The 25,711-nt window shown below is 33.6% G+C and carries 26 protein-coding genes; 8 read left to right on the top strand and 18 right to left on the bottom strand.

From position 1 onward, the window contains the following. The first annotated feature begins 47 nt into the window (after window positions 1-47). On the top strand, window positions 48-824 hold the full coding sequence (locus AC0VYV_RS22580; RefSeq protein ID WP_475374928.1) for a hypothetical protein: 777 nt from the start codon (window positions 48-50) through the stop codon (window positions 822-824). 245 nt (window positions 825-1,069) lie between these two features. Here AC0VYV_RS22580 and xerS read toward each other — a convergent pair whose 3' ends face one another. The 4 genes from xerS to AC0VYV_RS22560 all read right to left on the bottom strand — a co-directional run bounded on the left by xerS (window position 1,070) and on the right by AC0VYV_RS22560 (window position 4,250). After that, window positions 1,070-2,206 (bottom strand): tyrosine recombinase XerS, encoded by a 1,137-nt coding sequence (gene xerS / locus AC0VYV_RS22575; RefSeq protein ID WP_475374927.1) that lies wholly within the window; start codon window positions 2,204-2,206, stop codon window positions 1,070-1,072. Window positions 2,207-2,283: 77 nt separating this feature from the next. Further along, window positions 2,284-2,688 (bottom strand): type VII toxin-antitoxin system HepT family RNase toxin, encoded by a 405-nt coding sequence (hepT, locus tag AC0VYV_RS22570; protein ID WP_475374926.1) that lies wholly within the window; start codon window positions 2,686-2,688, stop codon window positions 2,284-2,286. After that, on the bottom strand, window positions 2,678-3,100 hold the full coding sequence (mntA, locus tag AC0VYV_RS22565) for a type VII toxin-antitoxin system MntA family adenylyltransferase antitoxin (protein WP_475374925.1): 423 nt from the start codon (window positions 3,098-3,100) through the stop codon (window positions 2,678-2,680). Before mntA ends, hepT begins: the two co-directional genes overlap by 11 nt. 73 nt (window positions 3,101-3,173) lie before the next feature. Further along, complete coding sequence (locus tag AC0VYV_RS22560) at window positions 3,174-4,250, bottom strand: hypothetical protein (protein ID WP_475374924.1); 1,077 nt, start codon at window positions 4,248-4,250, stop codon at window positions 3,174-3,176. Between the two features lie 213 nt (window positions 4,251-4,463). Between AC0VYV_RS22560 and AC0VYV_RS22555 the strand changes: the two genes are divergently transcribed. Next, window positions 4,464-5,468: a hypothetical protein gene (locus AC0VYV_RS22555; RefSeq protein ID WP_475374923.1), complete on the top strand. Its 1,005-nt coding sequence runs from the start codon at window positions 4,464-4,466 to the stop codon at window positions 5,466-5,468. A 609-nt stretch (window positions 5,469-6,077) separates the two neighbouring features. Here the strand turns inward: AC0VYV_RS22555 and AC0VYV_RS22550 are convergent. The 3 genes from AC0VYV_RS22550 to AC0VYV_RS22540 form a co-directional block, all read right to left on the bottom strand. Beyond that, window positions 6,078-6,203, bottom strand: a complete 126-nt coding sequence (locus AC0VYV_RS22550; RefSeq protein WP_475374922.1) for a hypothetical protein — start codon at window positions 6,201-6,203, stop codon at window positions 6,078-6,080. 256 nt (window positions 6,204-6,459) lie between these two features. Further along, window positions 6,460-6,945, bottom strand: coding sequence for a hypothetical protein (locus tag AC0VYV_RS22545; protein WP_475374921.1), 486 nt, complete (start codon window positions 6,943-6,945; stop codon window positions 6,460-6,462). Window positions 6,946-7,203: 258 nt separating this feature from the next. Beyond that, window positions 7,204-8,721 carry an LA2681 family HEPN domain-containing protein gene (locus tag AC0VYV_RS22540; protein ID WP_475374920.1) on the bottom strand — a complete coding sequence of 506 codons (1,518 nt, stop codon included), beginning with the start codon at window positions 8,719-8,721 and terminating at the stop codon, window positions 7,204-7,206. 556 nt (window positions 8,722-9,277) lie between these two features. Between AC0VYV_RS22540 and AC0VYV_RS22535 the strand changes: the two genes are divergently transcribed. The 3 genes from AC0VYV_RS22535 (at window position 9,278) to AC0VYV_RS22525 (ending at window position 11,777) form a co-directional block, all read left to right on the top strand. After that, window positions 9,278-10,186, top strand: coding sequence for a phosphoribosyltransferase-like protein (locus AC0VYV_RS22535; protein WP_475374919.1), 909 nt, complete (start codon window positions 9,278-9,280; stop codon window positions 10,184-10,186). A gap of 7 nt (window positions 10,187-10,193) precedes the next feature. After that, on the top strand, window positions 10,194-10,511 hold the full coding sequence (locus tag AC0VYV_RS22530) for a hypothetical protein (RefSeq protein WP_475374918.1): 318 nt from the start codon (window positions 10,194-10,196) through the stop codon (window positions 10,509-10,511). A 249-nt stretch (window positions 10,512-10,760) separates the two neighbouring features. Continuing rightward, on the top strand, window positions 10,761-11,777 hold the full coding sequence (locus tag AC0VYV_RS22525; protein WP_475374917.1) for a reverse transcriptase domain-containing protein: 1,017 nt from the start codon (window positions 10,761-10,763) through the stop codon (window positions 11,775-11,777). 6 nt (window positions 11,778-11,783) lie between these two features. On the opposite strand, the gene AC0VYV_RS22520 is transcribed toward AC0VYV_RS22525, so the two are convergent. The 7 genes from AC0VYV_RS22520 to AC0VYV_RS22490 all read right to left on the bottom strand — a co-directional run bounded on the left by AC0VYV_RS22520 (window position 11,784) and on the right by AC0VYV_RS22490 (window position 17,953). Next, window positions 11,784-12,341, bottom strand: coding sequence for a recombinase family protein (locus tag AC0VYV_RS22520; RefSeq protein WP_475374916.1), 558 nt, complete (start codon window positions 12,339-12,341; stop codon window positions 11,784-11,786). A 1,307-nt stretch (window positions 12,342-13,648) separates the two neighbouring features. Further along, the gene (locus AC0VYV_RS22515) at window positions 13,649-14,374 is read right to left on the bottom strand and encodes an ATP-binding cassette domain-containing protein (protein WP_475374977.1); all 726 of its coding nucleotides are present in this window, start codon (window positions 14,372-14,374) and stop codon (window positions 13,649-13,651) included. A gap of 16 nt (window positions 14,375-14,390) precedes the next feature. Next, entirely contained in the window at window positions 14,391-16,133 is a 1,743-nt protein-coding gene (locus AC0VYV_RS22510; protein WP_475374976.1) for a hypothetical protein, read from the bottom strand. Between the two features lie 23 nt (window positions 16,134-16,156). Further along, window positions 16,157-16,690, bottom strand: a complete 534-nt coding sequence (locus AC0VYV_RS22505; RefSeq protein WP_475374975.1) for a stage II sporulation protein M — start codon at window positions 16,688-16,690, stop codon at window positions 16,157-16,159. A gap of 73 nt (window positions 16,691-16,763) precedes the next feature. Continuing rightward, on the bottom strand, window positions 16,764-16,976 hold the full coding sequence (locus tag AC0VYV_RS22500) for a hypothetical protein (RefSeq protein ID WP_475374974.1): 213 nt from the start codon (window positions 16,974-16,976) through the stop codon (window positions 16,764-16,766). A gap of 38 nt (window positions 16,977-17,014) precedes the next feature. Then, window positions 17,015-17,239 (bottom strand): hypothetical protein, encoded by a 225-nt coding sequence (locus AC0VYV_RS22495; protein ID WP_475374973.1) that lies wholly within the window; start codon window positions 17,237-17,239, stop codon window positions 17,015-17,017. Between the two features lie 27 nt (window positions 17,240-17,266). Next, window positions 17,267-17,953, bottom strand: a complete 687-nt coding sequence (locus tag AC0VYV_RS22490; protein WP_475374972.1) for a YIP1 family protein — start codon at window positions 17,951-17,953, stop codon at window positions 17,267-17,269. Window positions 17,954-18,134: 181 nt separating this feature from the next. Here AC0VYV_RS22490 and AC0VYV_RS22485 point away from each other — a divergent pair, with 181 nt between their 5' ends. From AC0VYV_RS22485 to AC0VYV_RS22475, 3 genes are read left to right on the top strand one after another with little or no spacing between them, the layout of a single operon-like run. Beyond that, window positions 18,135-19,277, top strand: coding sequence for an efflux RND transporter periplasmic adaptor subunit (locus AC0VYV_RS22485; RefSeq protein WP_475374971.1), 1,143 nt, complete (start codon window positions 18,135-18,137; stop codon window positions 19,275-19,277). Beyond that, window positions 19,270-19,932 (top strand): ABC transporter ATP-binding protein, encoded by a 663-nt coding sequence (locus AC0VYV_RS22480; RefSeq protein WP_475374970.1) that lies wholly within the window; start codon window positions 19,270-19,272, stop codon window positions 19,930-19,932. Before AC0VYV_RS22485 ends, AC0VYV_RS22480 begins: the two co-directional genes overlap by 8 nt. 12 nt (window positions 19,933-19,944) lie before the next feature. Continuing rightward, on the top strand, window positions 19,945-21,141 hold the full coding sequence (locus tag AC0VYV_RS22475; RefSeq protein ID WP_475374969.1) for an ABC transporter permease: 1,197 nt from the start codon (window positions 19,945-19,947) through the stop codon (window positions 21,139-21,141). A gap of 979 nt (window positions 21,142-22,120) precedes the next feature. Here the strand turns inward: AC0VYV_RS22475 and AC0VYV_RS22470 are convergent. The 4 genes from AC0VYV_RS22470 to AC0VYV_RS22455 all read right to left on the bottom strand — a co-directional run bounded on the left by AC0VYV_RS22470 (window position 22,121) and on the right by AC0VYV_RS22455 (window position 25,144). Then, window positions 22,121-22,534 carry a hypothetical protein gene (locus AC0VYV_RS22470; RefSeq protein ID WP_475374968.1) on the bottom strand — a complete coding sequence of 138 codons (414 nt, stop codon included), beginning with the start codon at window positions 22,532-22,534 and terminating at the stop codon, window positions 22,121-22,123. 65 nt (window positions 22,535-22,599) lie between these two features. Beyond that, the gene (locus AC0VYV_RS22465) at window positions 22,600-22,866 is read right to left on the bottom strand and encodes a hypothetical protein (RefSeq protein ID WP_475374967.1); all 267 of its coding nucleotides are present in this window, start codon (window positions 22,864-22,866) and stop codon (window positions 22,600-22,602) included. A gap of 61 nt (window positions 22,867-22,927) precedes the next feature. Next, complete coding sequence (locus AC0VYV_RS22460) at window positions 22,928-23,752, bottom strand: ArdC family protein (protein WP_475374966.1); 825 nt, start codon at window positions 23,750-23,752, stop codon at window positions 22,928-22,930. A gap of 855 nt (window positions 23,753-24,607) precedes the next feature. Further along, window positions 24,608-25,144 (bottom strand): JAB domain-containing protein, encoded by a 537-nt coding sequence (locus AC0VYV_RS22455; protein ID WP_475374965.1) that lies wholly within the window; start codon window positions 25,142-25,144, stop codon window positions 24,608-24,610. Between the last annotated feature and the right edge of the window lie 567 nt (window positions 25,145-25,711).

Raw genomic sequence — 25,711 nt, 5'->3', positions numbered from 1 at the left:
AAATAATAAGGGTTATTGACTTTACACACTAACAAAGGAGAATGCCTATGCATGAAGCTATAATAGCAATTTTATCTGTAATAACAGGGTATTTCTTAAACTTTTTCTTTCCGTGGTATTTTAGACAAAAGGGAAAAAACCTTGCTACAAAAGAGGACATTGAAGAAATTACCCACTTACAAGAAAATGTAAAAACCACTTTTATATCAACTATCGAGAAGCAAAAAGCTGAACTTAATGAGAAGCTTGAAGTATTAAAACACCAACAAAATAAACTCTTAAAAAATTATGAACTATTCACCACTAAAAAACATGAAATATATCCTGAGTTATATAAACAACTTGTTTTAAGTATTAGTAGTGTTATGAATTTAAGAGGGGATCGATTAACACCTCAATTTGATAACCTTAATCTATCTGATATCACCAGATATATGAATGAAGAAAATTTCACCGATACTGACAAGGCTTACATTACTCAGAACTGGGATACAAATAAACCTCAAGCAATTCGTATTTTGAATTCTCGAATGAACAGTATTGATTATTATAAAGCTCGTGCTTCTTGCCTGGAAGCAAACAATTATTACCTTTTAAATCGTTTGTTTTTGTCTGATGACGTAATCTCAATTGTAAGTAGTTTAATGGATTCCATATTCAATCTATGGGGAAATTACTCGCCTGTTCTAAGCGTTACTGGTGACCCCGAATATACCCGTCATATTAATGAAGAGATTAGGATTTTAAGAGAAAGATTGGAAAGCTTAAAAAAAGAACTAAATGATCAAATGAAAAATGAATTATTGATAGAACATGATCGGTGAAATATTAAAGAATTCTCGATACCTTTCTAATTTACACCTGAAATAAATTAGTCTTACCTTTGGAGGGAAAAATGACACTTGAGCTAAAATTACCAAAAGGGATTCTATTAGTCAGTGATACCAAATAGATCAATGTAATAACAGGTGCTATTATTACAGATATAAAGAGAAAGATTACTTTATTAGGTCCTATAACACCCAAATAAAGACTGCGGGCATCCTGATAGGGTACGATACTGCAGTCTTTATTTGGACGGTGGATGTCTACTATCATGCTTGAATTTATTTCTACGATCCCCTAATGCTTCTGAAGCACGCTTCGCCTTTTCTTGCGTTGAATGCAAATATAAAACAGAAGTGGAAGTAGAGGAGTGGCCGAGTTGCTCCATAACGAGAGATAAATCTTTACTCTCACTCATTAAATTCGTCGCGTACGTATGTCGTAGCTTATGAGGAGACATCTCACTTCGATAAGATTTGGTGTACTTTCTCACCAAGTCTTGAATGGTACGAACGGAAAGAGGAGTCGCTGTTTTTTTGTATTTAGATAGAAATAAATACTCATGTTCCGCATCGGTTCCACCATATCGTTCCTTACGAACAGCAAGATAGTTGGCAATATCATCAAACACTTCTGGAATCACGTATACACTATCCATTTTGTTTCCTTTACGTATCACCGAGATGCTACTGTTTTGTATATGTAAATCACGTAAGCGAATGTCGGCAAGTTCATTTAGACGAATTCCACTTCCTAAAAAGAGAGAAAGAATCGCAAAATCACGCTCTTTATCTCTTAAAAAGTAGGAGCGCTGTCGATCACTTAATGACCGTTCATATTCTTGATGGAGGTAGCGTAAGAATGCAACATCATCGTCTTCTTGAAAAATGGTATCAGCTAGTTTTCGACTACGTTCATTTAACGTTTCCTTCGGTTTAATGACGGCAATTTTCTGCATCACGTTACGATGGAAGAGAGGCTCCCCATTCGCCTGCTCCGTTTGGGTGGTGAGATACTTAAAAAGGGATCGTAATGCTGATTTTTTGCGATTAACAGACGCACGTTCTCGCTTTTTCGTTTCAAATCGAGAAATTTGAATTTCTTCATTTGAAACTTGATTGAAGTAGGCTCGTGCTGCCTCTAAAGGAAGGGTAGCGAGTACTTCATGTGAGATGTCTTTCAACTGTCCTTCAATAGCAATACCCTCTGTTTGAAGCCATTCCAAAAAGCTTTTGATATCAATTAAATAGTTCAGGATGGTTGAAGCAGAACGCTCATTTTCTTCTAACGCCAGTATATAATCACGAACATACTCAGGAAGAGAATGGAGGAGAGCCTCGTATTTCCTTTGGTGGTTTAGTTGTTGTCTTGATGTGGCCATAGATAACTTTCCTCCTAAGCATGATATATCGTTATTTCACTCGTAAGAATATGGCTAAATCTCAATAGTTATTGTAATTAATAAGCTAAGACCGTTTTCGTGTATTCCATAAAGTCGACCAGATGATCCTCAAGGATCTTCTGTAAGATAACGAGATTCACTTCCTGATAATCATGAACGGCTATGTTTCGGAAGCCGACCATCGCCTTCATTTTTTGACTAAGTGGGGAGGAGATGACCTCTTCCTTTTCAAGAAAAGTAAACGCATCACGACTATTTTGAGGTAAGCCAAGCTTCTTCTCAGCTACAATATGCATCGCTAGGTCGATGCTTGCTTCACATGCCCTCTGAAGATTGAGGATGATGGAATCTTGTTTTGTGAAATTGTTCAAATTTGCTGGTTGATCATCATATTCTTCTCGAATCCGATGAACGCAGCGTTCAATAATACTGATTTTATTCAAGATAACGTCATTCTTCATTAAATACCGTCCCACTTTCCTCAATGTCATCAATGATCAATTGACGTTCTTCTCCTAATTTAGCGTACATTTTTAAAACCTTCATTTCATAATTCATTCGGGTTTGCTCATCTGTGCAATAGATGATTTTCCCCGTTGCCACGATTTGCCCCTGGAAGACAGTGGAAGCCTTTCGCAAATCAACAAGATCAACATCGCGATTTATCTTGGATGCTAGCTGCTGGGCTAACATAAAGACTTCGTATTCATCCAAAGTGACTGGTGAAAGAAAAGCTACATCAAGATCGCTTTTTGAGTGAGACGTTCCTTTAGCAGTAGATCCAAACAGGTAGATCAATTGAGGTGAAACAGTATCCTTTAACATATTCACGATTTCCGTAAGCATCTTATTATCCAAAAGAATCACCTCCATAAATAGTTATCCATATCATAGCAAGCCTTTTTCTTATTTCCTAATAACCCTTCTAATACAATTTTACGGGAATTTATACATTTGTTTTAATCGGTTGTATTAAGAAGATACTCAATTGAGGGTATTTTCTTTTTATGTCTTCGTGATGTATTAATTCAACGATATACTCAATTAAATCTTTAGCAGAATCCAACGAGATTTTAGCTTCATTTAGTGAGGGTGAATAACCATCGTGAACGGTATCGTTTCTAAGTTGGTTTGTTTTTTCAAACCAGGTACCAACAATACTATTTGAATCATCTGTGTCAAATTTGCCACCAATTCTTTTATAAAACTGATGATTGACCATGTTTTTCAATCCAATATCTACGCTTTGCTTCGTTGCATCTTTGTTTTCTATACCTTCAGCCGTTAATAATTCTTTATATAAAGCCGTTAAAAAGGTTTCTACTGAAGTTTGGACCTCAATAGCAGATTGACGATAATCTCCTGTATCGAAATATTTCTTTGAATTAATCAATAGCTCATAACTGTATGCGAATGGATTTAACTTGAAGCCAATAGTGTCTATAAAACGTATTACCTTTTCAGTATCTGAATGTGAAAGAACGCTAGAATGATTATCGAGTTTATTAAAACTTAATTGGAATAAACCATGATCAATAATATCGTAATTTAAAACCTCTACTAATTGAAAATGAATTACTGGGTCTAACATCTCTAATTTCACTTTTGACACCGAAGGATCTTTCATTGTAACAATATAAGCGCTGATGACATTGTTTAATTTATCAATTAAACTATCGAAGACCTCATTTAGTAATTCTTTATTACACCGTTCTTTACTAATAGGATGTTTTGAAACATATGTTAACTCAACCCTTGTTCGATTTATAGATTGTATATAAGGCGTAGTATCATAGGAGCCATCATAGATACTTTCATTATGTTTGTAATCAAAGAAACCAAAATGGTTTAATACTTCTTTATTTATTTTATATGTTATATGGGTTTTGTTTTTGAATGGAATATAAAAAGGAAGGTTGATACCAAATTGTATAATTGAGTTCGGTTTGAAATACTTAACAAACTCTGGTTTTTGTTTAAGGAAATAATTAGCTTTATTATAATAAAAAACTTGATTTCCCATAATTACCACCGCCCTATATTAATTTTGCTTCTATTATAACATTTATATCCACATATTCGCGTAAAACTAAGATTATACACGAAGTTTAGTTTCAATAACTCCCCTTCCTTTCCGATATACTAGTTAGTAGTGACTGATCTTTACTAGTATAATAACAGTATGGATATTTGTGGTAAAATAGACAATAGTAAAAATACTGAAAGGACAAAACAGATGTCTCTGACAAGTTTATTAAATGGTTCGAAGCCTAATCAAAAAGAATTTCAAGAAATTCTAAGAGTAGTTATTCCAATCAAAAAAGAATTTCAAACTATCTCTGGTAAAGAAGCATTTTCTAAAAACCAGTACGAAGTTTTAGTACCCTATAATCTAGTGAAAAATTATAATTCTTCAGTGGTTGGAACCGCATTTGATTATTTAGCCAGGATCATGCTATCTCGAGTAGTAAAGAAAAATAGAAGTGAAGCTTACAGTGATATTTCAGCTGAGCACGGATTAATTATCTTATTAAGCTTTTTAAAAAATCATCGTACTCTTAAGTCAAAAATTGAAAAAAGATTTAAAAGATCAGTTAAAAGATTGAAAAAATATAGTAATAATAAAAAGCCGATCAACCAATTAGCAAAAGATGCGTGTTTCTTAGCTAAGTTTGATCATATTCTTCGTTCTGGTCTTCCTCCAGCAAACATTTATGAGAAATCTTTTTTAAGTGATCCTGATGAAGAGATCCTTAGAGATTTAGACTTGTTATGTGATGTATTTCAAAAAGAGTTTATACCAAAATTTGCAAGGTCAAATAGTGAAATTATTTACAATCCGAATTTTGGTGTTTCCTCTGCTTTTGTTGGAGGTGCAGACGGTGACGTAATTATTGACGGTACACTATATGATTTTAAAACTGGAAAAAACGTGGGTTATAGATGGAAAGAAGTTGCTCAATTAGTAGGATATTATTTGCTGAATGAATTATCTCTTGAAGTTATGAACTCAAAAGAAAATCATTTTATAGATTGCTCGTATCGACATTTAGATATTAAGCGAATTGCCTTCTATAGAGCCAGATATGGTGAGATTGAATACATAGACACTTCGTATTTTGACAAATTTGCAATTGAAAAAGCTAAAAAGGACCTTGCTGCTTATTTTGTTAGAAGCCCTAATATGAGTAGGCCGATGATTGAAAACCTTCATATATTAAAAGGCTTAGCCAATACTTAATATTCAGTAAACTTTGATAAGTTACTTGGAACGGTTTATCGCGCCCGACGACAACAAGATTATTTCCTTATAGAGCGCTCATTTCAAAAACCGATTCTTCATCGTCAAGTTCACGGTGATAAGGTTTATGTTTCATTAAATCTTGAGAGAATCTGGGATCGAAGACAAAAATGAATAATGTGAATGCTTTGACATACCCTAACCATGAGCCATTCATCTTTGCATGACCTTCCATAGGCTTTAAAGGACTTTGTAAGCCAAAGTCCTTTTTACAACGCATACGTAGAATTGGTGGTATTTTCGGTTGGCTTGCTGGTGCCATTACTGGTCGCGATGGTCCAGTGTAATTATTGGAAATATCATATTTGTGGGTGTCTGGTTAGGTACGCTTTATTAGGTAGCTAGGGTCCGGATATGGGAGTTTCAATGTTATTCCAGCGATTATATGATCAATCATCTTAGTATTAATTGTGAGTTTTATATCTTAGTATTAATTGTGAGTTTTATAATAGACAAAAGCCGTAACTAAAGAAAAATTACAAGCCTTTCAAATTATTAAAGAAAGAGGCGCTATTCTGTTAAGAATGGCGCCTCTCTTATAAAAAAGATCTATTGAGCAACAATTGCAATAAGTACACCTAGCAATATGGCGCAAACAGGTAATAAAGCATATGCCCATGTTTTAGCACGTTTCTTTTCCCCGGCTATCTCTTCTGGTGTTTTCCAACTACTCACTTCCAAAACCCCTTATTAAATAATCGCTTCATATTTTCGACTAATAGTTTAGGAATTTGAAGTATAGGGGCACTTATCTCTACTCCTTTAATTAAATGTAGGCTAAGGCCGTATTAATTAATAAAATAACATTTTTTGTAAACGCCCATTCCTTTCTACCTTACCAAAAAGCGACTAACTTAGATAGTTAATCGCTGCCGTAATTACAAATATATTAAGTGATCAGATTCGATCCGAGTTAACAAAAGACTAAGTCTTAAAGCTGATCGTCTAGTATATCCCCAGTTTTATTAGATGATGATAACTTTATAGATAACTTTCTCCAAGCAGGTAACTTACTGTAGACTTCAGACTGATAACATACAGAGCATAGAACGTTACCATTATCTAAAAGACAATCTAAAAATAGCTCATTAACCTCTTTTTTCTTAGCAATACAAGATCGGTGCTGACCGTCTCCAAAAGTAATATGACCACATGCATTCTGAAATGCTCGAATCCCAGTTGATTTGGAAAAAGCTTTGTCTTTCATCATACTATCGTATATTTCACGACAGTAATCTACTCTCCCCTCATAAAATTCACCTTTATTACATTTTGATTTTGCTTCGATATATTCTTGTTCACTTAAGTCAAAGGTGCAAATTCCATTCTGCAATTTATAGCAATCATATATTCCAAAGGTGAAGCAGTATGAGTATTGAGTAGGATCGATAATATGATTTCTTTTGTGATCTACCATCAGGAAAACCACCCTTTGTTTTGTGATTTATAACAATTTCGGTTTTGGTATAATCTATTAATACTCTCCAATTTATTTATCCTTTGAGTGGAAAAGTTATAATAATTGAATCTCAGTATTATCGTCCCCTTTTGGCTTTTCCAACTGTAATACTGTATTACTGATAAGCTCAGATAATAAGGAAGACTCGATTCAGAGATAATGATACTTTATCTTCTATTTCCTGATTACTTTAAAATTTTCACCAAGTTAAACATCCTATATCTTCCATTCTTCATCTAATCCAGTTAAATTTATTGGAACAGTTAGATGATCCTTTTTTCTACTCTGTTCTCTTAAATTCTCTTCAACATGAATTGCCATAATTAGATATATAATTGCATCTCTGCTTAATTTCAAAAGGTTTTTTGTATGCTTATGTAAATCTTCGTAGGTTATATAATAAGCCATGTTATCTCCACTTACTTTATCAGGGGTAAATTCAAATTCTACAGTTTTCACATATTTATGTTCTAAATGATTTCTGATATCTCGTATTATTTTACTTTTGGGTTCAATGATGGAATTGAATACTGGATAGAAATCTTTAGCAATCCAGTATAATCCCCTCAAAGGTGGGTTCTCTAATGTTTTTTGATTTATAGGATTTTTATATTCATATCTTCTTTTATTAATTCCATGCTCGGATTTCCAAACCGTATTAAAATTAACATCTCTCTCTTTAATTCCAATTTCAAAGTACTCATTAATGAAAAAAGCAATCTTATCGAAAAGTGAATGGGCTGACTTAAACACCGTTTTAATTTTAAAATCACTTAAAGAATGGATAGCATAATCAAGTGTGTTTACTTGATGAACACCTCTATCTGAGAAATGAACTATATTCTTAGGCTTGACAGCATCATAATACAAAAATCGAGTTGAAACATAATCTTGCTTTATTTGATTCATAAAACCATGTAACCTTGAGTCGAACTCTAACGCTGTCACAATACTAGGCATATGAAGAGGATCATGTTCAATTACACTACTATCTATCACTTCATTCAATTCATTAAGAAATAAGTTGTTCTTTCTACACCAAGTCTTATACTCTCTCTCCTCATCATCCTCTGTTGAAAATTTCTTAAATTCTAATCTTCCATTAAGCCATTTATAATCAAAGTACTCTTCTATATTTTTCAGGATATCCTGGAATACTTCATAAGCTGGGGGATGAGGATAGACTTCTTTATGTTTTTCGGCAAGACTTAAGTACTGATAAGATTCATGTAGTAAGATATTTTTATGGCCATTATCATATGTCAATCTAGCCAAGTATTCAAGAGTTTTCCCTTTACATCCCCAAGCCATTGGATGATTAGGAACCAATGTTAGAGCCATATCATAATAGCTTATTGATTCCATTATTCTTCCTACATTAAAATAAGCATTTCCAGCATTTATAAATAATTGAGGAGCCATTATATTATTATTAATTTCTTCTTCATCTAACAAGCTTAATGCTTTTCTATAATTCAGCAATTCCTTTTCTTGTAACACTTCATGTTTTTCAGGACTTTCACTTCTATAAATATCGCTATAAGCTACGCCCAGCGAATAATACAATTGAAACATGTCCGCATTATGTAAATTATCAATATTTATCTCAATATATAGCTCTGTGTACTCAACTAATGATATTGTTTTATCCAAGTCTCCCTCTGATGCATATTCATCAAATAAACTACTAATTATTTTTACTCTTTGGGATAACTCACTCCAATAATCCTTCAATTACCTTCCCCCTTTGACTAATAAATTTTGCTTACTTTATTTACGTTAGTTTAAGGAATACGCTTTAAGTTCAATATTTATCTCGAAACTGAGTCTTCTACAATACTGCCCAGATTGCTTAATACCAATTATTTCAAATCGCCATTACTTTCACAAGTCAATAATCTGATTCAGCCTAATATGCTTAATAGTTCTAAAGAGTATTTTTGGGTGATAAATACCGAATTGTCAAAAGTATCCCATATTCTTAAGATAGGGTGCTTGTTATGATAATCTATGAACCAAGGAGTTTCCCCGAACTCCTTCCCCCTTAAAATATTATAAAATGATCCAAGCCCCTACACTCTAGAGTGTAGGGGCTTGCTGTATGTGTATTATCTTGGCACTGAGATGGATTCTATGTTCTCGCAGAATTGATATTATACACGAATTTTTGTGTTTAAAAACACTTATAAAATATGAAGTTATTAGTCATTCAATTCAATGGTATAATATGAAATAAATAACATTTCATGTTCAATAAAACTTCTTAGCGTCATGAGGAAGGGAGAGAAAAGTGAGTAATAATTCCACTCAAATACAAATACTAGTAGATCAATTTATAAAAAAAAATAATATTAATGAAGAACATTATTATACGAAAGATCTCAAAAACAAGATTTATTCTTGGCTTTCCAATACACCAAGTAAAGATGTAAGAGAAATTTTGATCTTGCTATTTGAAGAGTTCACATTTTACCCCAAAATTGAAATCAAAAGAATAATACTAAATCAATTCACAAATATTCTAAGTCGATTCGACTTAGATGACATATTTGTTTTTCCTTTACCATCTGCAAATGGAAGAGCGAATAGTTCTCATGAACTAACAATGCTCTTACGAGAAATTATACGCGAAAACGATATTTCTGTTTATAGAGATACCATTAAAGTGGATTTAAGGGATTTAAATGAAGATACTCCAAATGTGATTTTATTTGATGACATTTCCGGAACTGGAACAACCATCACAAAATTTTTAAGTGGAAATATTGAAGTTTTGCAGGGTAAGAAGATCATAATAAACTTACTCTCTATTTCCTCTACTGCCGAAAGTACAATTAACACATTTTTAAAGAAAACTAATCTTGATGTAGAAATAATTTACGAACACAAATATGAAAAAATCTTCAACATTCATTCAAAATTAAAAGAAGAAGATCAAAAAATGTTATCACAATTTGAGCAGGAAATATGGGGAGAAGGCCATCGCAATATTTTAGGATATAAGTCGAGCGAGCTATTAATTGGTTTTTCCCATAATATCCCTAACAATACTATTAGTGCTTTTTGGTATCACCCTACCTTTAACGGTAAACGTAAAGAATGGAATACTCTTTTTAAAAGATTCACAGATAAAAACAGAGGAAATACAAAAGCGCGAAAAAAACAAAATATGAACATTAAAATAGAAAGGGGCAATTGAATTCATTTTGGATTACAAAAATACTCTAATACTTATGTACTTTAATACAATGCAAGCAAGTTATTCTTATAGTGAAATGTGTATGTTATTTGGCTTAGATCTTATACAGTTAGAGAACGTTATCATTAAGCTAATAGATGACGATTATTTAAAATCCGATAAATACCTAAAGTTAACATCTAAAGGCATAGAAGTTTTAGAAAGTAATGATCTTGAAAGTGTAGATATATTCGAAAATGATAGTGTAGAAGAAACAGTATTAGGTGAGCCTTTTATTAAATTAGACGATGTATATATACCCAAAGGGTTTACTAAGAAAATATAATAGATTAAAATTTACTTAGTCAGTAGTCTTTAGATTGGTAGCGAGTCGCTATCACTATTAATGTTGCTTAATAGATTAGGTAAAAAGCTAAAACCGTACTTTTTACCTGCAAACTGTCGTTTGCACCCAAAACGATTAAATATAAATCCATTTAACCTTTTGGGAATTTTCATTAACCGGCTTCATCTAATAGTTATTTTCACATGATCCTTTTGTAAAGACTACTGGCGCCAATAAAGCGAGGCAATTATGGAAGATTATATTAAAAATTTAAAGGAAGAACTATCTATTAAAGGATATGGTAAAAGATATCAATCCATATGCATAAACTATGCTCAAAACTTATTAAATAATAATCTGCCCGTTATTTTTGATAGAAAACACCTTTCATTAGTGATGGGGATTGATCTTTCTATATTAACTCATTATATGATCAATACTGATATTTTCTATAAAGAGTACAAGATACCAAAATCTCAGGGTGGATATAGAATCCTCTCTACCCCTAGTTATAACTTGAAACTAATTCAGCGTTGGTTACTTGATAATGTATTATATAGATACACCATCAGCAATAATGCTCATGGTTTTGCTCTTGGACGGAGTATAAAAAGTAATGCTGAACCACATCAAAAAAAAGAAGTTTTAGTAAATATTGATATTAAAGACTTCTTTAATACGATTAAATTCGAAAGAATTTTCCTTCATTTCTTCAACAGTGGATATACAAAAGAATTATCATATACCTTTTCAAAATTATTAACATTCAAAGGATTTCTTCCTCAAGGTGCACCTTCAAGTCCATACTTAGCTAATATTTTATGTCTAGACTTGGATGCAAGTTTAAATAAACTTGCATTAAGTTTAGAAGCTGATTATACAAGATATGCTGATGATATTACCTTCTCCGGTAATAAGAACCTTTCAGACAGTATTTTTGAAATCAAAAAGATAGTATCAGATAATAATTTTCCATTAAACGAAAAAAAAGTAAGAATACAAACCAGAAAAAATATGCAATCAGTTACCGGTTTAGTGGTAAATGATGGAGTAAAAGTAAAAGGAAAATATAAAAAAGAATTAAAGAAACATATTTATTTTATCGGTAAATATGGAGTATATAGTCACCTTAAACATAATAATCAAGAAAACAAGTCCTTTTTTAAAGAACATTTGTATGGCATGGCAAATTTCATTAAGATGATTGAACCCGAGGTAGGTAATCATTTTCTTAATGAATTAAATAAATTTGACTGGAGTTATTAGAAATATCTAAGTTGATTTATGTAAATACCTATAAAATGTAGCTCTACTAATCCCGGTGGCATCCAATATCTCCTGGATACTATACTCCTTGCTATCATACATCCGAAAGGCCATATCCAACTTGGATTGGTCTTTTTTGGGTCTTCCTCCCTTTCGTCCTCTTGCTCTTGCTGCATCCAACCCTGACTTCGTACGTTCTGAGATGATGTCACGCTCAAACTGTGCCAAACCACTGAAGATGGTAAATACAAGTTTCCCCATCGCCGTAGTTGTATCGATGTTTTCATTGATGGAAACAAAGTTGATACCCTTCTCCTGGAAGTCATTGATCAGGTCTACTAGGTGTTTCGTGCTACGACCGATCCGATCGAGCTTGTAAACCACAACCGTGTCCCCTTCTCTCAAATACTTCAACATATCTGTAAAAGCAGGACGGTCCTTCTTCGTTCCAGTGATCTTCTCTGAATAGATGTTCTTCTCTTCCACTCCATATTTCTTTAACGCATCAAATTGCATATGTAAGTTTTGATCCTTCGTACTGACTCGCGCATAGCCAAATAACATATTGGTCTCCCCTTTTCGATTGGTGGTACTTCTATATTATCAAAAAGGTTAGTTAAGGTATATATTGAAACTTTGATTATGAGATGGTTTTTGATACTATTTTTAGAGGAGTTTTAATTCATTGGAGGTGAGTTTCATAGTCGTTATCAAAAACGAACATTATTGATAACGAACATGAATTAAATTAAATTAATGTTTTAGTAAATTAGATTTGAGTCACTTTTAAACTATATGATCACATACAAAGCAAAATGAGTTGCCCCATTTCCAATTATAGTAAAATCACTCATGATAGAACGTAACCAAACTTACCATCATAAGAGAGGAGAAGAAAAAGGAAGATCGACATTCCTCAGTTCTCTAATATCTAGTACTTAAAAAGAGGTTGAAGGTTTACCACAAAAACAACTTGCTACAAAGCTCAAGATTTCTCGTAATACCGCAAGTAAATACTTGGCCCAATAAGAAGCTCTAACCATCATATTACGAAAAAGATCTTATGGAAAACAAGAATACTAAAAAAAAAAAACAAAACAAGTTTTCCCTATCATTGATCAGGGGTTGGAAGAAGGTCAAAAACATTGGAAAAAGCAAAAACATACTGCGCAAGAAAAAGATGCAAGAAGTCTTCGAGAGGCGGATATTGTACTTAAGGGGGCAACACAGCACGTTTTCCTCTTCTTCGTTCAACATTTCGCCACTCGAATAAGGTTAGTTAGAGCGTATCCATATGAAAAACAGGAAGCATTCTTGGATGGCTTTGATTTCTTTTGAGGCATTCCAAAACGCGCTCGTGAGAGTTCTCCATTGAAAAGATCGATTGGAACAAGAAATCTTGGTTTTCAAGTACATTAGGTGATTAAAACTATTTCTGTAATTCAGCAAGTAGTAGTAAAAAGACTGGATTGAGGTACTTGAAAGGAATGCCCTTGTAACCTAAGGTTCAAACTCTAAATGAATATCTTAGAGACCGGTGTGTTAAAAAAGCAAGCGGAACTTATGTCCTGATCCTGAATAAGTCAGAGACTGTCCGTCAAGTCGTTTCGAAGCGTAAAAACTCTTATCCTGTAAAGAAAACAAAACGTCTCTCATTACAGTTGAAACCAACATTTACTCTGTTCCTTTTCAATTCGCTGGCGAAGAAGTGTGGGCAAAAGTTTTATGTGGATCCAGTAATTGCAGTGGATCAAATTAACACTTAAATAAAGAGGTTACAGCGTTTATCTCTTGCCTAATTATTCAAAATTATTCAAAAAAATAAATCATTTTGGAAAATAACTGAAGGTTGGATTTTCCTCTGAAGGTACTCAGAATATAGCCTCTAAACCTTCAGCGCCCTCAATCTCATTGATAAAGTAGTCTTCTAAAGTATAATTACTTTCCAAAACATCCTTAATTTTCACCATTTCCTTTATTACTTTACCTTCATTCAGTAATATTATGTTATGGCAAAATGTTTGAACTGCTTCAAGTTGATGTGTAGATAAAAACACAGTTTTGCCTTGAGAAACATATTCAATTAGTATATTCTTTATAGTTCTCAAATTTACTGGATCTATACCTGAGAAATATTCATCTAAAAGCAGTAGGTCTGGTTTCTTTAATAATGTAGTTAGTAATGCGAGTTTTTTCTTTGTTCCAAATGAATGCTGATTAATTTGCTTATTAATGTCATTCTCAAGTTTGAATTTTTTTATGGAAGAAGCTATTTCTTGTTGTGAAATTTGAATATTAAATAAATCTGTCGTAAAGTCAATAAATTCGTATCCAGTTAACTCAGGATACATTAAAGGTATATCAGGAATAAACATAATTTCTTCTTTATGTTCACCAAAATATTTATCATTGACAAATATTTCTCCCTTATCATAAGCTATTAAACCTGCTATTACCTGTAGAGTAGTAGTTTTCCCTGCTCCATTAGGACCTAAAAAAGCAGTTATTTCACCCTTCGGAACATTAAAAGAAACATCATTTAATATTGTGGATTTATTGATACTTTTAGTAATAGAATTTAATTTTAGATAATGCAATGTTGACTCCACCATTCTAATTATAATTTTCGATACTTTTAATTTTTGAAAGTCTAAACTTAAATAAATAAAATAAAATAATGTTAATTACAACAATTATTAATGTAACTACTATAAATTGATAAAGTATATATTCATTCAAAAATATTGAGTCAGCTAGATACAAAGCAATTGGAAGCAGAAAACATGGTATGACCAAGCCATTAAAAACTATCATAGAAATATTATTTATCCATTCCTTGTCACTGAATTGATCAATTTCTTCGATTCGCTCAAAGTGAAAGTGGGGAACTATAACACACGGGATATATTGTAAGGTAACAAAAAAGACAAAACTGACAATATGCACTAAAAATAGAAGTGAAAACAGTGATATGTTCACACCAGATAAAAAATAAAATAAAACATCTCCCAAAATTAATATAGGAATAAACACAACGACATTCAGAATATAGTTTCTTTTAAAAATATTCCACAAGTTTTTATTAGCCATAAAATGCAACATTGTGATTTCTTGATCACTTTCTATTGAATACATTCCACTAAGATGGGTAAAAGCAGTGTTAGTAAAGAAATAAACTGGAAAAAATACATACAGTGAAAACACTAAATAATAAACTTTGTTTGTAGCATCTAAATTTAAAAGAATAGCACTAATTATCCCAACAAAAGCCCAGAAAGCTAATCCTCCGAATAAGACAGGAATCCGGTTCAACACAAAATTTGATCTAAAAAAAATTTTCACTTTATATACATAATTATTCAAGTTCAATATCAGGAAAATTTTAACGAAAGTCTTTTCTAAGAAATTGTTGTGAAATGAAGAGACACTAATTTTTTCAAGTTTTGCTTTTATCTTTTCACTTATCATCACCAATATTAAAAGAAGGATCGTACTACCTAATAGAATAAATATACTAATTGAGGCCTCTTTTCCTAAAATCAAATTACTAAGTGCATTAAATCCCCAGTAATCCCACAATAAAACTTTGTTCCCAATTAAATGTATTTCATTTAATAAACTTATTTCTAGTTTTTGAAATATTTTAAGTATAACTCTAGGATTGCTTTTAAAGTTGTTTAACGAAATATCTTTTAATATCAAACCCATTTTTGTACCGATAAAATATGATATATACAAAACTATAGCCCTTAATGTTATTGAAGAAATAATACGAGTGGTTATAGATTGTTTTTTAAGTTGAATATTTTTTATATTTGTAAATAAACTTGTAGTTACCATACTAATAAACAAATAAACCACAAACACTAAAACTATAATTGAAAACATGGAGAAACTACTCGTCTCAGAAGCAATAGAAATTCCAACTGCTATGGGAACATAACTTAGAAAAACTTTTTTCATATTCCAGATATTAATTTCTAAAAAACTCATTAAGAGAATATTTTTCTTACTTATATTAGTATTAGCTAAAAGCCAATCAATATCATTCGATCCCATCGTCCAATGTAAAGAATTCAATCCATTCAAAAATGCTGTACTTATTAAAGCTAAAAAATATATAGACCAAATCAAATCTAACATTTCCGTTTCTAAACCAAACGGTGTCTCATTAAGTGATAAAATTTGCTCACAAAGAAAAGTGAATGTCAAAAGTAATGCAAAAATTTTCACTAAACTATATAATAATACTAGTATCCACAATGAAATATTTAATTCTGAACCTACCGAAAATAATTTTTTCCATTTTCTTTTTAATCTAATATACAATTTCCATTTAACCCATTTAATAGCCATTCGTTGTCGTCCCTCATCAAATCTTATATTAGTAATGGTGTCACCAATGCTTCAATTAAACCAGCTCCAATTAATAATACTGTAATTAGTACTATTAACTTCATAATTTTTTTCCACTCTTTATTTCTAATAAAATAAAAATTAAAACCTTTAAGTCCTATGTAACCAGCTATAATTAGTGCCGGTAATTCGAAAATTCCATGCGTCATAATGCCAATAAATATTTTTAATATACTCATACCTTCCATATACTTAGTATCCATTACCACACCTAAGATAAGTCCATTAAGAAACAACCCAAAAATAGTAGGAATTCCAAAGGAGATTAATCCTAATATTAGTAGTAAACACGCTGTTATATTAGTTATGAAATATTGTATTGCACCATTTAAACCATATTTAGGTTTTATCGCTAAAGAACTTATAGCTGTAGTGTCACCAGAACTACTAGGTAAGGAAGGAAATAGAGTTAACCCAATAATAATACCAAAACATAATATGAGTGCTGATAATAAAACCAGAAATACATCTTTTTTTCTAAAAGGGAAATAATTCATTTTAAACCACTCTTTATATTTTTTTGAACATCATTAATAAAGCAAAACGGGGTTCCCGTTTTGCTTTATTTTTTTACCAGATTAGCATTCTACCTAACATTTTCTTTTTGAAATACCTCACAATTAAAGCTGAACCAACAGCTCCAACTCCAAAGGTCCCTACCATAGCTGCTACAGTACCAGCAGTAGAACCTACTTCAATTGCTGTTTTTAACATATCCAACTGGTTTTGCGTCAAACCAAAAGTTGCGCCTACCTCAGAAATAAAAATACCGATGCTATTCATTGGTTTGTCCCTCTTCCTTTATGTAATTTATCAAGAAGTTATACTAGTGCTGCTTTGTCAAAAGCCCCCCTAAGAATCCATCTTTGAGCGACTATTACTGCTGCCCCTCCAATTCCAGCAGAAGAAACAATAGCTACTGCTGCAGATACTGTAGCTCCAGCCATTAGAGCGTACTCAATTGCAGACTTAGCAATACCGCCGAGTCCAAGTGCACCAGCAATATTTGTATTAATAAGCTCTGTGATTAGGTTAAGGATATCCATTTTATTTCACCCCCTTTCAAGTAAAGTTTAAATTAGTTTTATTGCAGATAGTACAAGCGCAGAAATTAACCATAATGATCCTGAGACTATAGCTGCTTTTTTATATGAAGTAGCTCCTAAAATAGATATCCCAAGACCGATTAAAAAATAAGACCAAATAACAAATAAGTCGATCTCATTTAAGAATGTTAATAGAAATTTATTATTAGTCATGTTTTGAAAAGCATATCCAAATCCAGTAATTCTCAGTGCATTTATACCCTCTTGAGAAACTCCAGGTATCAATAATGTGAATTTACTAATTATAGGAGGCAGTTGAGCAAGAAATATAATGTAAAATGTTTTCTCGAAATTTAAATTGAATTTGAATATTTTGAAAAAAATAAGTAATACAACAGATGTTAACACTACTGAAAATAATAAAGGTATTACAGAACCGAAAGTTACAATAATTTTTATAACTCTTAAAAGTGAATCACTAAATTCGAAATCTTCTAAACTACTTAAAAGAGTTTCTGATTGTAATAATTGATTTGAAATAAAATATGTAATTATTAAATTTAATAAAATGATAAAAAGAATATCATATCTTTTTTTAAAATGAACAGCTTTATTTTCAAAAAATGTTTTTGGAGTAAACAAAACATTTAATAAAGGTATAGATATAAAACTTCCACTTTTTTTAAGTTCTTCTGTCTGAGCACTATTACTCACTTCCTTTTCACCCTTCCAATGGATAGTTGATCATGTTTGTAAAAAAATGGTTCGTTATGTTTGCACTCTGAATGGTAATTGAAAGCTAATGGAAATTCAAGGGTTTTTTGAAAAATATTGCATTTTACTTATATTTTACTTATACTCTTCAACGTCATATCAATACTTTAGGGGTGGAAAAATGCTTAAGAAAAAAATTTGGATAATTGGATTAATATTTATAGTTTTTGTTGCTTTAATTAGTTTTAATTTAGCAAATAAAGTAACCGAAACCACAGGAAACAATAATGGAGTGGTAGTAAATACAGAAAAGGCAAAAAAACGAAATATAAAAAACACAACATTAATTTCAGGAAAAGTTGAACCTTTAATCCACCAGGAGGTTTACATAAACTCTAATAAAGGAAACATTGATGAAATTTTTGTGGATGTGGGGGATAAAGTAAAAAAGGGGACTAAATTATTTTCATATAACAATAAAGAAATTGAGAATCAGATAGAGCAAGCTGAGATTTCTAAAACAAAGACCCTAGTTCAGTTAGAACAGCAAAATAGTCAAATAAAAAATATAAAAGAAGAATTATCCAAAAATAAAAATGATGAAATAGAGAAAGAGTTAAACGCTCAACTCGATGACTTGAAGTTACAGAATCGACTTACTAATCTAGATTTCAAGCAAAATAATAATTCACTAAAAAATTTAAAAGAAAATATGATGGATCGATATGAAAAGTCAGATGTAGAAGGAATCGTAATGAGCGTTAATAACGTAGATCAACCACTTGCTTCTAGTCAAAATCAACCCTTCATTGAAATCACATCTGATGGTGATTACATTATAAAAGGTCTGTTAACAGAAATTGAAAAGCATCAACTTAGTGAGGGACAATCTGTAAAAGTCATCTCCAAAATTGAAAATGATGAATCGTGGAAAGGGAAAATCAGCAATATAATTGATACACCTATCACAAATAGTATACCGAGTGATGGGGAAAGCGTAAATAACGTTTCTTATTATCCTTATATAGTTAATTTAAGTGACGATAAAGGTTTAGAAAATGGATTCCATGTATCATTAGAAGTAGAGACTAATATTAAAGAAAACGTATTAACTATCCCGAGCTCAAGTATCGTCCAAAATAATGAAGAAGAATTTGTCTTTGTATTAAATAATGAAAATGAATTGGACAAAAGATTAATAGAAACTGGAGTAGCTGAAGAAAATTATATAGAAGTATTAAAAGGATTGAAGGAAAATGAAAAGTTCATAGTTGAACCTGCCAAAGATATGAAGGAAGGAACGGAAGTGAGTTTACATGATTAATATTCAAAATATAACAAAAAACTATAACAATAATGATATACAAGTCACTGCTCTTAATAAAATTAATATTCACATTTCAAATAATGAATTTGTCTCAATCATGGGGCCCTCTGGATCCGGAAAAAGCACATTAATGAGCATTATTGGATTACTTGATCGCCCAACAGAGGGGGCATATAAACTCGAAGGAAAAGACGTCTCTAGTTTTAATCAAGTAGAACTAGCAGAATTCAGAAATAAGTCTATAGGCTTTGTATTTCAAAATTTTCATTTACTCCCTCGAATGAATGCTTTGAAAAATGTAGAGTTACCATTATTATATGGAGGTATAAAATCAAAAGATAGACGAGAAATAGCTGTGAAAGCATTGGAAAAAGTAGGGTTAGGAGACCGAATTAAACACTTACCTAATCAACTTTCTGGGGGACAAAGACAAAGGGTAGCCATCGCTAGAGCCATAGTAACTTCTCCCTCTTTTATATTGGCAGATGAACCTACTGGGGCACTAGATACTTTTTCAGGGAATCAAATTATGGGGTTGTTTAAAAGATTGAATGATGAAGGGACAACTATTGTAGTGGTGACGCACGAAGAAGAAATAGCTAACTTAACACAAAGAACAATCCGATTAAAAGATGGTTTTATTGTTCAATAGGAGTGGATATTATTGGATTTATTAGACAATTTTAAAGTGGCTTTTTCATCTATTCTGGCTCATAAATTACGTTCTGCACTAACTATGTTAGGGATAATAATTGGTGTTGGATCAATTATTGCAATTATAGCTATGGGACAAGGGGGAGAGGCTGCTTTAAAATCCCAATTAGCCGGAAAGAGTAATAATACAATAGAAATTTTATTTGAGCCAACTCAAGAAAGTTATAGTGATTTAGCCTTTGAGACTCCTGCTTATACTAAGCAAGATGTAATAAACATTCAAAAAATTCCTGAAGTTGAGCATGTTATTACATCTAATACTCAATCATCAAATGTATTCCATAATAGTGCTACGAGTAATTCAAACATTATTGCTGGAAATAATAATTATTTTCAAATAAACCCCATAGAGATTTTATCTGGTAGGAAAATTACTCTAAATGAATTTAATAGTAACAAAAAAGTAGTAATGATTAACAAGACTTTGAAAGAAGATATTTTTGGAAGTAAAGATGCTGTCGGTAAAATTATAGATATAAAAGGTTCTCCTTTTAAAATTATTGGAGTCTATTCAGAGCAAAATTCTATAATAGGTATGGATATTAAAAATGCCATAATATCATTATCTGTTTGGCCATTAATCTATGGAACTGAAGAAGTGACGACCTTAACAATACAATCTACTGATTTGGAAACATTGAAAACTGCTGGAGATAAAACTATAAATTTTTTAAATAACACTAAAAATGTTGATGAAATGGGCAAATTTGAAGCATTTAACTTAAAAGATCTTGAAGACGCAATTGGAACCGTTACTAAAGTTATGACTGGAATTATTGGTGGAGTTGCAAGTATCTCACTTTTGGTAGGGGGGATAGGAATAATGAATATTATGCTTGTCTCAGTTACAGAGCGAACCAGAGAAATTGGAGTGAGAAAGGCCCTTGGAGCTACAAGGGCAAATATACTAATACAATTTTTGATTGAGTCTATTACCATTTGTCTATTAGGAGGCTTCATTGGAATCCTCCTAGGAGTGGGGGGAGTACAATTAATTTCTTTGTTTACCAATTGGCCACCTCTAGTTTCATTACCAGTAATAACGTTCGCTCTACTATTTTCAATATTTATGGGAGTAATATTTGGTCTATTGCCAGCAAATAAAGCCGCTAAACTCGATCCCATCGAAGCATTAAGGTATGAGTGAGCGTAACAAAACCTCTAAAGACGACTATTTTACTATTAACTCTTTCCTAATAGTTGTATTCACACACTATAAAATCACAAGTACTAATGCTAAGCTTAGGTTAGAATGATTGGTAATAAGTCAAAAAAGGAATAAGGAGCAAAGAGATGAAATTCGACACAAAATCTAATTCATTTAAATTGGGACTAAGTATATTTTTTTTATACGTAATCTTTAAATCTATTTCTACTTTTGTTGAAAATTCTTTGATTTATATAATTTCTGAATTAACATTATATATTTTCATTGCTATTTTTGGATTTTATATAAAAAAATATAATAAGATAATAGGAAATCTATTCATTATTTTAAGCTGTTTTTTAGTGTTTGTTCTTTTACTAACCCCCATAATTCGGTAAGTATTTCATACCTCTAACAGAAAATCATATGGATACCGATAACGAACGGCCTGTTAGCGAATACAAAGCTAACTGGCCGTTCGTTTTCGGAGGTTTTAGGATAGAAGCGACACGTCCATACTGACAAGAAATGTTGTTCAATTAAGTATTAGTCAATTGTGCAAATTAGCCGATAACGCCATCTATTTTCTATAGTTTCTTCTCTAAAACATGACTTCCAGTTTTATTCCGAACCAAGAAATTAACAGCTACTATCTCCACTGATATCACTTACTTTTTCACACAGCATATATTTTCGAATCACGATCCGAACTACCTTATCTCATTTACATACCATACGTGTTTAACTCACCAATAATTCCACCATTTTCTTTATAAGTCTAACATTATATCTATCTCTTTCATCTTTGGTAGAGTTCAAAAAAAGATTATTACTTTTGAATATTAATTCCTGAACTACTTTCAAGAAATGGACGAATCAAAACGAAATCAAATGCTCGATTGTGTCCAAGACCTCAATCGTCATTTTTATGGTGATGCATTCGTTTCTTTTGGGATTGTTTAATACGATGAAGATACGCTTACAAGAAATCATCCGTTACTTTAACGGGATAGTACCCAATCCGATCTTTCAAGATATTTTCAATGATCCACACCTTTCGAGTTGCCTTTTCATATTCCTCATAGCTTTGATGCTGAATGCTCTCTAAGGCTTGATCAACTTTGTTTTCATCTGCCTTATAACTTATGACGCGTAAATGATAGACTTCAGAGCGATAAGAACGAGCATATTTTAACAAAAAGAGAAGTTCAATCGTTTCAAAAGTTAATAGTTCAGCAGTTGAAAGAAAAATCGCTGTTTCATCTGGAGTACTTTCAATGACATGGTTCACCCTTTTATGTCCTTCTAAAACGTGTTTTTCGTCCAGCATCAGTTCGCAAAAAGAGCAATAATGCTCCTGAAGATTCGTTCCGCAATACCCACAGGTTTTCATGTTCCCTCACCCTTTCAATTCGTTTTATCTTAAATCATAGGAATACAAGAGGGGTAAAACCCCTCTCAAATTAGTTCTCCTCGCTCATTCATAAATCCGATCGATAGCTCAATCTCTCTTGTGTATTCGCATCGTACTGAAATCGCAAAGGTATAAGGATTCAGATAGAAAACGGCTCGCTCCCCCGTATCCTCATCTCTTGATATAAACGTAAAAACATGCTCGGTAAATCCGATAAATGTTACTTCTTGATAGTTCTCTTGATGCTGCTCTTTAATCAACTTTCGCATGTTTAAAACAATTTGGTTTTCCATTTCTTTTAAGCATTTCATTTTTGACGCCTCCTTTGAATTTTCGCCCCCGGTAGGGGGCGATCCTTTTCAGAAATTCAGGCTATAAGGGAGTTCCTAAAATATAATCCGATGCTTTTTGGGCTTGCGCCGCAGCTTGTACCACCAAACGATGATCTTCTTTTAAAGAACGCAACCAGGACTGAATGTAGCTGGCACTATTTTTGATCGTGCTGTTATCGATACCCGAGACCCCACACAACATGGCCGCCCCCATCTCAGCGACTAACTCTTCTTTGGAGTACACCTCGTCTCCAAACGCGACACGTTGCGTCGTCACCCCCGGTCGAGCCAGGCGATTTTTATGGCCCGTGCTGTGTATCATTTCGTGAAAAAGCGTCGAATAGAATTCTTCAGCCATTTCAAAATCCTTTAAAGGTGGAACGTTAATGCGATCAAAAGTGGGAGAATAAACGGCCTGTCCTGAATCAAATGTAAAATCTGGCGCGTTTAGATACCCTTTATAAATGGCTTCAGCTTCTACAATCGGATCATGATCAAACGTGGTTGCATCTCGTTTACTTTCTAAGCCCTCCACCTGCGTTTCAATATGAAAAACGCGATAGTAACGAAGGAAAGGAACTTTCTCTGTTTCCCCACTTTCGGGATCTTCTTTTTCAATCCACTTCCAAAAGACAACGATGTGTGAGCTTGCCCCCTTCTTCACCTTTCCTCCTGCTTCTTGTATTTGATTGAACGTCGCATATTTACCCGGTTCTAATAAAAAAGCGTTAATGCCTCGATAAGCTTTTTGCGTTTTCCAATTCACTGCCCCTCCGTTAATCCAGGGCTGCCGCCATGGAATAACGCCCTCCTCTAACTGCCGAATGATCTTTTCTGTTACGATCTCATAAACGTTTTTCTTCATTTCGTCCTTCCTCCTTTTGTTTTTCCTTTTGACTGAAGAACCGAGTCTGTCCCTCAAAAGGGAGAGTTTTTTCCCTTTTGACGTGGAGAACGAAAAGCGAGCATCTTCAGGCGGTCAAGGGATAAAAGCAGGAAGTTTTTTCAGTTGCGTAGCGTTCGTAGGAAAAAAGTTTTTGCGCCCCTTGAACGCCTGAGCCCTGACTTAGTGAGGAAAGGGAAGGTTCGGGTGTCCTTTCCTTTTCGAACTTTAGTCAGCTTGCGAGCTTTACGATTCGGAAGGCAAAAGGAAAAATGACCAATAAAAAAGCAGCCTCAAGGCTGCTTTCCTTCTGTCATGACGCTTTTGAATCCGTCATCGGCTCCTCGTAAAGAAATCACCAGGAACCTACGGACTGACCGAAAGCGACGTATGATTTCGGATCAGCCCGTCGTTATCGGGGATTTTAGAGGAGAGCGAGATGCCATAGGCTGTTTGCTAGCGTTTTGGGCTAGCTTATCAGCCTGTGAGCAGACCCTTGTGGTGACCCAACTAAATCCATAAAGAATGTAAATAACGCAATAAGTCCGGTAGTCTTTATAGACACGAATTAGAAATCAATGAAGGACAAACCAGATGAAGTAGAATAGATAAGAAATCCCCACTAAAAAAATCCCTTCTGAATTTAGAACAGATAAAAATAACCCTGACATGCCAAACCCCAGCAACACAAAAAAAGAGAAGGTTCCCCTTCTTCGAATAAGCAATCAACGGCTGCTTAAGCAGCCGACAAGCAGGCTCGATGCCTGCTTCCCTCAACAAAAGCGTAGCTTTTATCCATGCGAAACCGAGGCGACGAACTTTCGCCGCCTGGCGTGTCTACAAATGTCCCTTTTCTTTTAAGCTGTAATGGTCTCCGTTATGCGTGACAATCACGTGGTCTAACACGTCAATCCCAAGCAACTGACCGGCCTGGACAAGTCTCTTTGTGACGTTCAAATCTTCCATGCTTGGTGTCGGGTCGCCACTCGGATGCTGATGACTAAGCACGATAGAGGCTGCGTTATTTAAGATCGCAGTTTTAAACACTTCTCGCGCGTGAACGATGCTCGCATTGATGCTGCCAACGTGACACCGATGAGCCGCCTTCACCTGATTTTTCGTGTTCAAACAAAGGACCAAAAAGACTTCCCGGTCTTCATCACCAATCAGCGTCCCGGCAATATTCGCGGCGTCTTCCGGGGAACGTATCGCCCCAATCGCAAAAGGTGTCGGCACTTCTTGAACCACTTGTTTAATACGAATCACTTCAAAAATAGCATTAAGACCAATGCTCTTCTCTTCGGACGGTGTGTTCTTTTCTTCCTGTAACTCCCGTTTGAATTCCATGTCCTTCATTGAAACAAAAGCGTTCATAGATTTGTCCTCCTTTTTTGTTTTGCCAGGCGAGCGCTGATTCCCGAAAGGGTATTTTTTTGCCTTTTGGCACGTAGGACGCACAAATCGCCTCACCAGACGGTCAAGGGATTAGACCAACAGTTTTTGACGGCACCTGGTCAAAAAGTTTTGGGCCCCTTGACTGGCTGGTGATCCGTCTTAGGTTCAAACCGGGAAGAGATCGAGGCTCACCCGGATTGAGCCTTAGTCGGATGGCGCTTTTGTACGCTCCGCAGGGCAAAAGAAAAAAACACAAAAAAGGCAGCCCGTAGGCTGCCTTCCATGTCACTCTTCTCTTCGGCTCGTTCGGTCCGGCGCTTTGCGCAAAGAGACCAGGAACATACGGACTGTTAGCGACAGCTTACAGACCGTTGTTATCGGGCGCTTTAGGATAGAAGCGACACCTACAGCATGACAGAAAGCGTTTTGGGCTTTCTGATCAGGCTGTCAGTGCTGCCGCCCAGTATGTTTAACCATTTGTTTCTTTAGAAAAGATCCCTCGCCTTAAGGCTCGTAAATCACCATTAGAATAAATTGGAACCCCAA

The organism is Anaerobacillus sp. QJM3NY_17 (genome assembly GCF_056173665.1).
Note: the sequence above shows the minus strand (reverse complement) of the source record. Positions and strands in the feature narration are given on the sequence as shown.